Below are 12,284 nucleotides of genomic sequence, written 5' to 3' on the forward strand. Positions count from 1 at the left end.
ATATCATTATGTAAATCAGACGGCATAATTTTAAACTGCCGTCCAATAAAAAACTGTTACGTATTTCCATGCGGCTGATTCTGATCATGCATTCAAAAAATTTAGGCTTCCGGGGCTATTCTTCTTCTTCACTTCCGGCCGTTTCAGAAGAATCCTCCGTCAGGCTGTTCACGTAATGGTTGTAATGCTCATTCCGCTCAAACTTCACGCTGTCAGAGCCGTGATAGCCTTCCATGTCAGTGGACAGAAAACCCTCAAGGTCTTCAACATAGCCAACGAGTTCGGTCGAAGATTCCATGCCGAGTTCATCATAAACGCCATCAATTTCATTGAACTGGCTTACAGACTGAAGGCTGTCTTCCGCATCAAACTCCGTTTCCGTATCATCGTTATCGTAGTTGTAACGGTCAAACCCTCCGAGTACCTGTTCTTCTGACGGCCGGTCATAATACGCCTCGTCCGACCCTCTCCGCTCTGCGTGTTCAATGGTTGTTCTTGCAAGGGGATTTGCTTCAAGTCGCTCAGCTGGAATCGGTGTACCGGTTTTTTCGCAGATACCGTACGTTCCTGCTTCGATACGGGCAAGTGCTTCATTAATATTTTGGAGATGATTTTTTACCTGCTCATGAAGGGCAAGGTCTTTGCTTCTCTCAAAAAGTTCCGTGCCGCTGTCTGCAGGGTGGTTATCGTAATTTGAAATCTCACCGGTCTGATCTCTCATTGACTGGTCGAGACCAAACTTATCCATACTTTCAAGATGCTTAAGGACTTCGAATTTTTCTTCAGTGAGCTTTGCTTTCAGTTGGTCAAACTGTCCCATAGTGTGTCCTCCTTTCGAACAGGATTTTATGGACTCCTGATTATTTTCTCCTGTGAAAGTGCAGTTAGACGGGGGAAGTTTTGCTAGGTAAGGAAATGTAATGATTATTGCTTTTATCTTAGCTCTTTTCGTATAGATTATTGTTAGGTACGATGACATTAACACAGTTATTGCAGATGAAGCCTGCGTACCCTGCGCTTTCCGCGGGGGTGCTTTCTCACGCTTCTCGCTCCGGGGTCTCACCCTGGCCCCCACTCCCGCAGGAGTCTTCGGGTACTCCGGCTTCTTCAACCTTTTACGAAAAGTCACAATCTTAGCGAAAACAGCCTTTTTTTATTGATTTTTATCATTCAGCTGCGTGTTTCTACGTTTAGATTTGGTTTTTTTACACTTAAGCGTACTGATTTTACTGTTAATCCATCCGATTTTACACTTTCATGCAGTTATTTTACAGTTAGCCAGTCATACGAGAACCCTTTGGCTCTGTTTAACTCTAGTGTTTATTTCCGCTCATTGCACTTTCTGCGGGGCGCCGGTGAGCCTCCTCATGCTCCGCACTCCGGGGTCTCACCATTCCACCTGATCAAGCAGGAGTGTCGCGCATTCGCTGCAATCAACTTCTTTTAAAATATCAACAATGATCTTTTAACACAGCCAAACAAAAAAACCTCCAAAAGCACCTTTCCAGGACCTTTCAGAGGTTTTATTCGAACATATACTTTATACGTAGTGATTTTCTACAGTTTCAGCACAGCTTGAGCAAAGGCCCGGGTGCTTTTCACTGGACCCGATAGTCTTACTTACAACCCAGCATCGTTCACATGTTTCCCCTTCAGCAGGAGAGACAACAACACTGACGTTTTCGTATGACTTTGCTTCGGCAGGCGCACTGCCTTCTTCAAGGCTCACTTCTGATGCGATCAGAAGCTTATCAAGGTTAGGCAATTCTTTCAGTAAAACATAATCGTCACCTTCAGCAAACACTCTTACATGTGCTGTAAGGGATTTTCCGATTACTTTTTCGCTTCGTGCTTCTTCAAGAGCCTTCAGAACGTCATCGCGGAGTTCCATGAAGCGGTCCCACTTCTTCGTAAGTTCACCTGCATTGGCATACTCCTTAACCTCAGGCATATCTGTAAGCTGGACGTTGGCTGCTTCTTTTTGCGGAAGCTCTTCCCACGCCTCATCTGTTGTATGGCTCAGGATCGGGCTCAGAAGCTTCAACAGGCTTACGAGCACTTCATACATAACCGTCTGAATGCCGCGGCGGGACGGATCATCTGCATGCTTGATATAAAGGGTATCTTTAGCAATATCCATATAAAACGAGCTCAGGTCGATGGTACAGAAGTTATGAACTTTGTGGTACACCTGTGCGAACTGGTAGCTGTCATAAGCTCCTCTTACGTCTTTGACAAGGTCATTAAGCTTTACGAGCATATAACGGTCAAGTTCGCTCAAATCACCTTCAGCCACAGTATGGCGGGCCGGATCAAAGTCGTGCAGGTTGCCAAGCAGGAAACGGAACGTGTTACGGATCTTACGGTACACTTCAGCTACCTGTTTCAGAATGTTGTCGGATACTCTTACGTCAGACTGGTAGTCAACGCTTGCAACCCAAAGCCTTAGAATATCTGCACCGAGCTGGTTCATTACTTTATTCGGGATCACAACGTTACCGACACTTTTACTCATCTTGCGTCCTTCACCGTCAAGGGTAAATCCGTGACTGATAACAGCTTTGTACGGCGCTTTACCGGTAATAGCAACAGAAGTAGAAAGGGATGAGTTAAACCATCCGCGGTACTGGTCGGATCCTTCAAGATAAACATCAGCCGGACGCTGAAGTTCAGGACGCTCTACGAGTACACTCTGGTGGGACGATCCGGAATCAAACCATACATCCATGATGTCCATTTCTTTCGTAAATTCACCGTTCGGGCTGTGCTCAGACGTAAAACCTTCGGGCAGAAGGTCTTTTGTATCCCATTCAAACCAGATGTTTGAACCGTGTTCACGGAACAACGCACTTACATGATCAATTGTTTCATCAGTGATGATCGGTTCGCTGTTTTCTCCGTAAAAGATCGGGATCGGTACGCCCCACGCACGCTGACGGGAAATACACCAGTCACCTCGGTCACGTACCATGTTGTAAAGGCGCGTTTCGCCCCATTTCGGCAGCCACTCCACGTTGTTCACTTCACGGAGAAGGTCTTCACGGAAGTCTTTAATGGACGCAAACCATTGAGCGGTCGCTCGGAAAATAACCGGTTTTTTCGTACGCCAGTCATGGGGGTATGAGTGTGTCATAAAGGAAAGGTGTACAAGTGCCCCTGCTTCATCAAGTTTTTCTGTGATCGGTTTGTTGGCCGCATCATAGAAAAGACCTTCAAAGCCCGGTGCTTCCTCTGTCATAACTCCTTTATCATCAACTGGACAAAGAACGTCCAGTCCGTATTTCTGTCCGACGATGTAGTCGTCTTCTCCGTGGCCTGGTGCAGTGTGTACACACCCTGTACCGGCATCGAGAGTAACATGGTCACCTAAAATCACAAGGCTTTCACGATCGTATAATGGGTGCTGTGCCACGACATTCTCAAGAGTTGCCCCTTTCATCGTGCGCTCAACGGTCACGTCTTCCCAGCCAATCGCTTCTGTAAGGCTTTCCAGGAGACCCTGGGCAACAACGTACTTCGCTCCTCCTGCATTTACAACTGCGTAATCAAGCTCTGGATGAACCGCAATTCCCAGGTTGGCAGGAATCGTCCACGGAGTAGTCGTCCAGATCATGAGATTTTCCCCTTGTTCCAAAACGCCTTTTCCGTCTTTCACATCAAATGCAACGTAGATGGACGGAGAACGTTTGTCTTCGTACTCGATTTCTGCTTCAGCCAGGGCTGATTCGGATGACGGGCTCCAATAAACCGGCTTTTTGCCTTTATAGATATAACCCTTCTTCGCCATTTCTCCAAATACCTTAATCTGCTGGGCTTCATAATCGTGAGTCAGGGTAATATAAGGGTTATCCCAGTCACCGCGTACCCCGAGGCGCTTAAACTGTTCACGCTGGCTGTCAACCTGACCGATTGCATACTCTTCACACTTCTGCCGGAATTCTGCAACGCTCAATTCCTTACGCTTTACTTTTCCTTTTTTCGTGAGAGCCGTTTCAATCGGAAGACCGTGTGTATCCCATCCGGGAACATACGGCGCGTTAAACCCTGTCATGGATTTATAGCGGACGATAAAGTCTTTTAATACTTTGTTTAAGGCATGGCCCATGTGAATATCGCCGTTCGCATATGGAGGTCCGTCATGTAAAACAAACAACGGACGTCCTTGTGTACGTTTCTGGACTTGCTCGTAAAGATTTTCTGATTCCCATTTTTCCTGAATGCCCGGCTCGCGGTTAGGCAGGTTGCCACGCATAGGAAACGCCGTTTTCGGCATAAGAAGGGTTTCTTTGTAGTTCATTGTTCTTCCTCCTGTATTCAAAGTGCTCAGCTGAGCTTAACAGGGCAGCGTCATCAGGCTTTGTTCATTGAAAACAAAAAAACTCCTCATCCCAGTAGGGACGAGAAGTTATACCCGTGGTACCACCCTAATGAACGGAAGGCTTACCGTTCACTTAACGCATTCGTAACGTGAATGATACGACACAGCTTACTCCGGATTTCCGTTTCAATGTGTGACTCAAGGGTGATGTTCTGTTTATCCCGTAAGCCGGGCTTTCACCATCCCCGGTCGCTTCGTCTCTACGGACTGATAAACATACTGTCCCTGTCAAGGTCGTTTGTATTAACTTTCATTATCGGCATGCATGTTAGAAATTATAAGGGAAAATTCAAAAAAGCGCAACCGGAAGGCCATCAGCCTTTTGCGTTCTCATAGGCCTCGTCTGCTTCTTCCACTCCGCGGCCGAGATCATCCCACTCATCTCCAGTAAGCATTTCAAGCTGCGCTTCGAGAAGCATCTTAAAACGGGTACGGTAGACTTTGGACTGTTTTTTAAGCTCTTCAATTTCGAGAGCGATTTTTCGGGATTTTGCTAAAGACTCATTAATGATGCGGTCTGCATTCTTTTCCGCTTCCTTGATGATCAGCTTTGCTTCTTTATCAGCGCTTCGTTTAACTTCTTCTGCTGTTTCCTGAGCAACGAAAATCGATTTGTTCAGCGTTGTTTCCAGGTTGGAGAAGTGGTCAAGCCTTTCCTCAAGGTCACTTACTTTATCAAAAAGTTCTTTCTTTTCCCGAATCACCATTTCATAGTCTTTGATTACCTGATCTAAAAATTCGTTCACTTCGTCTTCGTCATACCCCCGGAATCCACGGGTAAATTCTTTATTATGAATATCGAGCGGCGTTAGCGGCATTTCAGGCACCTCCATTTATAATCGTGTTGTTTCCAGCTTATGTACTACTGGCATTTATTCGACACCGTCAGAATGATTTCCTTCTTTTGTGTCAATTTTCTTATTCAGGAAATCCTATAATAAGCCTTACCCGGTCTTTTTTCGTTACGCCTTCTTCAGCAATGATTTTACCACGGCCTTTCCCCCGCACGGAAAGTACATCTCCCGGCATGAGGCGCATCGATTTATCCGTTGTTACCTTCCAGTTCACTTTTACAAGCTCTCCGTCAATGATCGTTTTCATTTTCGAACGAGAAACATTGAACATCTCAGAAGCAACGGTGTCGAGTCTCATAGATGACACGGTAATCATGGATTCTCTCCATGTATCACCTGCTTCAAGTATCCGGTCAAGGGAAATTCTCTCCAGATCCACTGAGGATTTCCCGATTTTCTGAACGTTCATTTCGATATAATCACTAACCTCTTCTGCGCAGGCAAACTGCAGCGTCGTACCGTCCTGAATGATGTCACCGAATTTCTCACGCTTTAACCCTAGGTTCATTAAGGCCCCAAGTACCTGCGGGTGTTCTATCGATACGAATTTGCCCGGGTAGTGAACCTGGAAAAGAACGATGGCGAAATCGTCATCCGATGCCTGATAATAATCAGGAAAGATCATGGCACGCTTTCTTTCGGTACCTTTCCCGCCCCCAAAAAAGCGGATCATAACATCCCCTTGTGAGCCAATCAGATTTTCGGCAATCATCTGCTGTCTCGGATCTAGAAAATCCGTCAGCTTCGGACTGTACTGATCCTCACATGTCTGTTTCCAATCCATAACCTGATCTACAAACGCGTGCTCGTCTTTTCTGTAATGTTCGTAAACACTCAACATTAAACCCTCCAACTCAAAAAGGCGCTGACATTACGCCGCGCCTCTGACTATTAAACAAACCAGCCGGCAATCACATGAAGTCCCGAACGGGCAAAGTTGAGAACCAACAGGGCTACAATCGGGGAGATATCAATCATACCGAGTGGAGGAATAATATTTCTAAATGGCGTAAGGTACGGTTCTACTAACCTTCCAACCATTTGTCCAAATGAAGATTCCTTAAGATTCGGCACCCATGACATGAAGATATAAATAAATACTAAGAAGGAATAGAACATCATAAGTGTCGATATTGCATTGATTACTGTTATCATTACATTCACCTACCTAAAAATTCTGTCTGTCATCTGAGAATATTTCTGAAATTGATCCGGTCACATCCACGTTATCCGGTGTGCATAGGAAGATGTTCATCCCGAGTTTCTGAATATCTCCTCCAATAGCATACACTGTTCCGCTTAAAAAATCGACGACTCTTTTTGCCTGGTCGTTATGAATGCGCTGGAGGTTGATGACCACTGCTTTACGGTTCTTCAAGTGGTCGGCAATATCCTGGCACTCGTCATAACTGTGGGGTTCAATAAGCATCACCTTTGCACTGTTGGACTGCTGGATGCTCGCTAAAGAAACAACATTTCCTTTTTCCTTTTTATCATAGGAAGGGCGTTCTTCCCGCTCTCTCTCCTGAGGATAGGAAGGCTCGTCATAGCTCTCTGAAACCTGCTCCTCTACGTACTCGTCTTCCATCTCGAAAAAACGTTTTAATTTCGTTTTAATTCCCATCTCGCATCTCCCCTTCTCATAACATTTAATTACGATTCATTTCCGACAAGTGCAGAACCGATCCGTACAAATGTAGCCCCTTCTTCCACTGCCACTTCAAAATCATTGCTCATACCCATGGACAAATCCCGGCACGGTGCATGAGGATAATTTCTTTTTTCCACTTCTTCTTTAAGCTCTCTCAGACGCCGGAAATAAGGTCTTACTTCCTCCGGGTCATCCACAAATGGTGCCATCGTCATGAGACCCGCCACTTCAATAACAGGATAGCTTCTCAGTTCTTCAATAAACGGCAAAACGTCATCCGGCTCAAGTCCAGATTTGGACTCCTCTCCGGAAACATTCACCTGAACAAAACACTTAAGAGGGGCTTGTCCTGTGTGGCGCTTTTGCAGTTCCTTCGCAAGACTCATCCGGTCCAGGGAATGAAGGTAGTCAAACTTCCCAATCATATGTTTGACTTTTTTACTCTGAAGGCTGCCGATAAAGTGCCATGTGCCGAGGTCCGGAATCGCATCACGCTTTTCAGTACCGCCTTCAACACGATTTTCACCAATATGACGGATGCCTGCCTGAAGAGCTTCCTTTGTCCTTTCCAGGCTTACGTATTTGGTTACTGCAACAACATGAACCCCCTGCGGCTCTCTGTGTACTCTCTCTGAAGCTTTTTTGATGCGCTCCTGAATCGAAATCAGGTTATCTTTAACATTCACAGTGATGCCTCCTTATGCCAAGGCGGGTAATGGTTATTTCATTCCGATAAAACTCATCATTCTTCCTGTGTTCCCCTGATCGCGGCGATGGGAATAAAACAGGTCTGCCTGTTCGTATGTACAGTAAGATGAAGTATAAATCCGGTCTTCTTTTACCCCGTGGGAACGAAGCAGTTTCCGGTTCACTTCCTTAAGGTCAAGAAGATAATGATGCTGAGTAGTTTCTTTTGCAACTTCTCCCGCATTTCCGAGCGGCAGCTTTCCTACTTCATTCATGACCCGTTCATCAACTTCATAACAGGGCATAGAAATAGAAGGACCAATAGCCGCCAGTATCTCACCCTCTTCTGCACCGGCTTCTTTAAACGCTTCAATCATGCTTCCGGCAATGTTAGCCACCGTGCCTTTCCATCCTGCATGGGCAAGACCTGTCAGCCCCACTTTCGGGGCAAAGAAATACAGGGGTACACAATCAGCATACATACTTGTCAGAAGAATTCCTTTTTCCCTTGTAAAAATCCCGTCTGTTTCAGGAATGGCCGTGCTTTGTGAAGTTGCTCCTGTACCTTTATGTTTTTGTGTAATTTCGACTATACGACTGCCGTGAACCTGCTCTGATACGACACAGCTGTCCAGGGAGAATCCTGCAGTCTCTGTTAAAAGCTTACGGTTATTTATCACGTCACGATACTCATCATCTGTATGTAAGCCGAGGTTCAATGTGTCGTAGGGAGACTGGCTTGTCCCGCCTTGGCGGGTGGAAAAACCGGCTTCCAGCTCTGCATTTTCCTCACTGGCTGCCTTTATAAATGGTGCAATTTGTAAATATAAAGGGGAGCCTGATCGTATAAAAGGTTCGTTTTTCGCCATAATCATACCCCCGGATTGTTGTTTCTTTCTATTCTACCATTTTTTTTATCCGTGCGGAACAAATGAAGTGCTTTTTAAGTCGTATCTCCCTTGCTTGGCGGAAGATACTGCCCATCCATAAACCCATTTTCATTATGCCGGACTAAAATAACGTCTGAACCGATCTTGATGACATTATTCCACGGGATAACAACTTCCTGATCCTTTCCTCCAAATAAATTCATGACTTTTCCCCCGCCAATGATAAGAGCCTCAACACGTCCCGTAGTCAAATTGATGTCCAGGTCGGAAATATGCCCCAACAACCGTCCGTCTGCCAGGTTAACAATGTCTTTTGACTGGATGTCTGATATTTTAAGCACACCAATTCCCCCGCCTCCATAAATGATACTCCAGTATATGCACGTATCATGCATGTTATGTTGTCAGCCCCGACATGCGATTCAGGTGAGATAAGCGAGAGTGATCAAAAAGTAGAGGTATGTCATTTGAGTCTCCCACTCCGAACTCTATTGTATTAAAAAATTAGATAAAACTCCTGACAACTGCTGTAAATTTACATGCATGCTCTGTTACAGATAGATGTTTATTTCCGCTCATTGCGCTCCCTTTCCGGGGGCGGTTCGATCCTCAGCGCTTTGCGCTTCCGGGGTCTCCCCGGAACTCGCTTTTCCCGCAGGAGTGTCGCGCATTCGCTCCAATCAAGCTACAACAATGGCAATTTAAAGGCATAAAAACCAGGTTTGTTTTTATGTAATCTTTTCTGTGGCCTCCCTTGGGGAAAATATGTATATACCGTCCAACAAATCCATATCTCAATAAAGGTTATGGCACCTGTCTTATTCTATTTTCAGGGCAGCGTTTCACAACAAAAAAACCTGCACGAATGCAGGTTTTTAAAGGTTATTCTTTTGCATGCTTGTTCATCTGCTGAATCGCAGCTTTCTCAAGACGGGACACCTGCGCCTGGGAGATTCCGATTTCATCGGCCACTTCCATCTGCGTCTTGCCTTGGAAAAAGCGCATGTCCAAAATGAGCTTCTCCCTGTCATTTAAACGGATCATCGCTTCTTTCAGTGCGATTTCTTCAATCCATTGGGAATCCTTCTGCTTATCATCGCTGATTTGATCCATCACAAAGATCGGATCCCCTCCGTCATTATAGATCGGCTCAAATAAACTGACCGGATCCTGAATGGCATCGAGGGCAAAAACAATGTCCTCTTTTGGTACGTCAAGGACTTTTGCTATTTCCTGAATGGTTGGTTCACGGTCCCGTTTTTTCTCACTCATAAGAGTGTCCCGGATCTGCAGCGCCTTATACGCAATATCACGAAGAGACCTTGAGACGCGGATCGGATTGTTATCCCGGAGATAGCGTCTGATTTCACCGATAATCATCGGTACGGCATACGTTGAAAATTTTACATTTTGTCCTAAATCGAAGTTATCAATCGACTTCATCAGACCAATGCAGCCGACCTGAAACAAATCGTCTACATACTCGCCGCGGTTATTAAAGCGCTGAATAACGCTTAAAACGAGGCGCAGGTTTCCATTAACGAGTTTTTCCCTCGCGGATGTATCACCGTTTTGCATTTCCTCAAACAAAATTCGCATTTCCTTGTTCTTCAGTACAGGTAGCTTTGATGTATCTACTCCGCAAATTTCAACTTTGTTTCGTGTCAATGCCTTCCCTCCCAACAGGAGCTGATGTACAAAATCAGTTTCTCCGTCAGAGGGAAATTTATGCAGAAAAAGTAATTCTTAAAATTTGCACTTTAGGAAAGAGAGGGACAAACCCTTGCTGCTAAACCATTTTATTAAATTCTTTTCTCAGCCGTTTAATAATTCTTTTTTCCAGCCGTGAGATATACGATTGGGAAATACCGAGGAGGTCCGCCACATCTTTCTGGGTTTTTTCCTCTCCTCCTGCAAGCCCGAATCGAAGTTCCATAATCTGTTTTTCCCGGGCAGAGAGGGTTTCGAGCGCTTTGACAAGAAGCTTTCTGTCAACACGGTCTTCAATCCCTTTTGTGATGATGTCCTCTTCGGTACCGAGGACATCGGACAGGAGCAGCTCGTTTCCATCCCAGTCAATATTCAGGGGCTCGTCAAAGGACACTTCAGAGCGGATTTTATTGTTTCTTCTTAAGTACATGAGAATTTCATTTTCAATACAGCGGGAAGCATAAGTAGCAAGTTTAATTTTTTTCTCAGGATCAAATGTATTTACAGCCTTGATAAGCCCGATCGTCCCGATGCTGATGAGATCTTCTATGTTTATACCGGTGTTTTCAAACTTACGGGCGATGTAAACAACCAGACGGAGGTTTCTCTCAATAAGCATGGAGCGGACCGCTTCATCTCCGGACGGCAGCTTCTTGAGCAGATGGGCTTCTTCTTCTTTCGTAAGAGGAGGCGGGAGTGCTTCACTTCCCCCTATATAAAAAACTTCGTCAGATTTAATCCCGAATTTCATCAGAAGTTTATACCACCAGAGCTTAATCTTCATTCTGAGAATTCTCATTGTTTTCCCCCCATTATCATTATGCCGGTGACTGTTTTTGGTTTTGAAACATCCCCGGATGAAGTATACAGTCATAATCATCAAGTGAACTGAGCGGCGTGTAGCTTAGTCCGATCAAAACGTGACTGCATGAAAAACTCTCTTCTTTTTCCCCCGGACTGACAATAACGTTTGATGGTTTAAGTGCCCATAGAAATTGATGGCTCTTCCCGACGGTTCGGTAAGGAACGAGTGTCATAGCGTGCTTTTCTACAGCCTGAAAGTCTGTTATGCTCTGTGTGCCTTTTTGTGTGAACCGTACCAGCTCTTCAGGGAATGAGTCCATATGCTTCGTCATATCAATAATCATGACGGGGCGTCCGGATATCGGATCTTTCAGCTGGTTCCCGCTGTCAACAAAACCTTTAAGAACAAGCTCTGTTCCACTGACCATTACCCGGACATTCATAATCTGGTCATACCGGATTTTTGCTGTTTCAATGCCGTGAATCGATTTCCTTGAGAAATAATAGACTGCAGGAAAGCCGATTACAACAAACAGCCAGCTTACCGGGCTGCCGAAACCGCTCAGCCTTGTAGCAAAAGTTCCGTTGACTGTAAAAAGGTCAGTTGAAAAGAAAGAATGGGCTGCAATGAGCCCTCCTCCAGTCATAAAGCTGACAAAATAAAACATCATCCACGCTTTAAAAAAAGGCTTGAATCCTTTAAATCCGAAAGCAGACGTAACAATGCCAATGGAATACACAGCTTTAAAGAGCGGGTGTGCCACAACGGATGACACCGGAGAAAATAATAAAAATAAGTACATGGAAGCAATAAATGCGCCGAGCGTCAGTTTCCATTTCCGTACATGTTGTTTGAGTGCCAGTGCAGTGAGTGCGAGGAGCATCCAGTCAATCAGAAAGTTGAGTAGCCATATCACATCCAGATAGAGTGTCATGGGAAACCTCATTTAAAAGAATTTGAAATTAGTATAGCTTAACCCGATTTGTAAGTCTGTCACTTTTTGGATGCTGATTGCATGTTATTTTGAGAGATTTTTTTCGAATTTGTCAGAATATACAGCGGCAGTGAACTTTGGTTTTTCCGTACATGATCCTGACAAGCGTTTTTGGGGATTTGTGTTAATATATCCGGGTAAATGTTAAGGATTCGCGGTTGAATATTAAGAATTCCAGATCCACCCCATATAATTACCATACCAGGCTTCTGATAATTCATCTGTCGAACAAAACAGGCCGGGTTAACATAGGTTTTTACAATTAAGATTCAAAAGGAGAAAACCCTTCTCCAGCAATAAATATAAAAACAGCAA

At 44.9% G+C, this 12,284-nt stretch carries 12 protein-coding genes and 1 other annotated feature; all 12 genes read right to left on the reverse strand.

Going from position 1 to position 12,284, the window contains the following annotated elements; translation table 11 throughout:
* Positions 1-115: 115 nt before the first annotated feature.
* The 12 genes from EBO34_RS06970 to spoIIGA all read right to left on the reverse strand — a co-directional run bounded on the left by EBO34_RS06970 (position 116) and on the right by spoIIGA (position 11,909).
* A complete protein-coding gene (locus EBO34_RS06970; protein ID WP_122897186.1) occupies positions 116-820 on the reverse strand; it encodes a TraR/DksA C4-type zinc finger protein in 705 nt (234 codons plus the stop codon).
* 720 nt (positions 821-1,540) lie between these two features.
* Positions 1,541-4,297 carry an isoleucine--tRNA ligase gene (ileS, locus tag EBO34_RS06975; RefSeq protein ID WP_122897187.1) on the reverse strand — a complete coding sequence of 919 codons (2,757 nt, stop codon included), beginning with the start codon at positions 4,295-4,297 and terminating at the stop codon, positions 1,541-1,543.
* Positions 4,298-4,390: 93 nt separating this feature from the next.
* Positions 4,391-4,619 (reverse strand) — a binding site (T-box leader).
* 73 nt (positions 4,620-4,692) lie between these two features.
* Positions 4,693-5,196: a DivIVA domain-containing protein gene (locus EBO34_RS06980; RefSeq protein WP_122897188.1), complete on the reverse strand. Its 504-nt coding sequence runs from the start codon at positions 5,194-5,196 to the stop codon at positions 4,693-4,695.
* Positions 5,197-5,296: 100 nt separating this feature from the next.
* Positions 5,297-6,073 carry a YlmH family RNA-binding protein gene (locus tag EBO34_RS06985; protein ID WP_429699418.1) on the reverse strand — a complete coding sequence of 259 codons (777 nt, stop codon included), beginning with the start codon at positions 6,071-6,073 and terminating at the stop codon, positions 5,297-5,299.
* A 50-nt stretch (positions 6,074-6,123) separates the two neighbouring features.
* Positions 6,124-6,387 carry a YggT family protein gene (locus EBO34_RS06990; protein ID WP_122897189.1) on the reverse strand — a complete coding sequence of 88 codons (264 nt, stop codon included), beginning with the start codon at positions 6,385-6,387 and terminating at the stop codon, positions 6,124-6,126.
* A 13-nt stretch (positions 6,388-6,400) separates the two neighbouring features.
* Complete coding sequence (locus tag EBO34_RS06995; RefSeq protein ID WP_122897190.1) at positions 6,401-6,856, reverse strand: cell division protein SepF; 456 nt, start codon at positions 6,854-6,856, stop codon at positions 6,401-6,403.
* A gap of 29 nt (positions 6,857-6,885) precedes the next feature.
* Positions 6,886-7,569, reverse strand: coding sequence for a YggS family pyridoxal phosphate-dependent enzyme (locus tag EBO34_RS07000; protein WP_122897191.1), 684 nt, complete (start codon positions 7,567-7,569; stop codon positions 6,886-6,888).
* Positions 7,570-7,602: 33 nt separating this feature from the next.
* A complete protein-coding gene (gene pgeF, locus EBO34_RS07005) occupies positions 7,603-8,439 on the reverse strand; it encodes a peptidoglycan editing factor PgeF (RefSeq protein WP_183163744.1) in 837 nt (278 codons plus the stop codon).
* Positions 8,440-8,513: 74 nt separating this feature from the next.
* Complete coding sequence (locus EBO34_RS07010) at positions 8,514-8,801, reverse strand: YlmC/YmxH family sporulation protein (RefSeq protein ID WP_122897193.1); 288 nt, start codon at positions 8,799-8,801, stop codon at positions 8,514-8,516.
* 541 nt (positions 8,802-9,342) lie between these two features.
* Complete coding sequence (gene sigG / locus EBO34_RS07015) at positions 9,343-10,128, reverse strand: RNA polymerase sporulation sigma factor SigG (RefSeq protein ID WP_122897194.1); 786 nt, start codon at positions 10,126-10,128, stop codon at positions 9,343-9,345.
* A 121-nt stretch (positions 10,129-10,249) separates the two neighbouring features.
* Complete coding sequence (gene sigE, locus EBO34_RS07020) at positions 10,250-10,969, reverse strand: RNA polymerase sporulation sigma factor SigE (RefSeq protein WP_122897195.1); 720 nt, start codon at positions 10,967-10,969, stop codon at positions 10,250-10,252.
* A gap of 19 nt (positions 10,970-10,988) precedes the next feature.
* Positions 10,989-11,909 (reverse strand): sigma-E processing peptidase SpoIIGA, encoded by a 921-nt coding sequence (gene spoIIGA, locus EBO34_RS07025; protein ID WP_183163745.1) that lies wholly within the window; start codon positions 11,907-11,909, stop codon positions 10,989-10,991.
* Positions 11,910-12,284: the final 375 nt, after the last annotated feature.

It is taken from the genome of Alteribacter keqinensis (assembly GCF_003710255.1).
In the GTDB taxonomy this organism is placed as follows: domain Bacteria; phylum Bacillota; class Bacilli; order Bacillales; family Salisediminibacteriaceae; genus Alteribacter; species Alteribacter keqinensis.

Excerpts from the sequence above, each read along its gene's own strand:
- EBO34_RS06970 (WP_122897186.1), bottom strand. The coding sequence starts at position 820 with ATGGGACAGTTTGACCAACTGAAAGCAAAGCTCACTGAAGAAAAATTC.
- ileS (WP_122897187.1), bottom strand. The coding sequence starts at position 4,297 with ATGAACTACAAAGAAACCCTTCTTATGCCGAAAACGGCGTTTCCTATG.
- EBO34_RS06980 (WP_122897188.1), bottom strand. The coding sequence starts at position 5,196 with ATGCCGCTAACGCCGCTCGATATTCATAATAAAGAATTTACCCGTGGA.
- EBO34_RS06985 (WP_429699418.1), bottom strand. The coding sequence starts at position 6,073 with ATGTTGAGTGTTTACGAACATTACAGAAAAGACGAGCACGCGTTTGTA.
- EBO34_RS06990 (WP_122897189.1), bottom strand. The coding sequence starts at position 6,387 with ATGATAACAGTAATCAATGCAATATCGACACTTATGATGTTCTATTCC.
- EBO34_RS06995 (WP_122897190.1), bottom strand. The coding sequence starts at position 6,856 with ATGGGAATTAAAACGAAATTAAAACGTTTTTTCGAGATGGAAGACGAG.
- pgeF (WP_183163744.1), bottom strand. The coding sequence starts at position 8,439 with ATGGCGAAAAACGAACCTTTTATACGATCAGGCTCCCCTTTATATTTA.
- sigE (WP_122897195.1), bottom strand. The coding sequence starts at position 10,969 with ATGAGAATTCTCAGAATGAAGATTAAGCTCTGGTGGTATAAACTTCTG.
- spoIIGA (WP_183163745.1), bottom strand. The coding sequence starts at position 11,909 with ATGACACTCTATCTGGATGTGATATGGCTACTCAACTTTCTGATTGAC.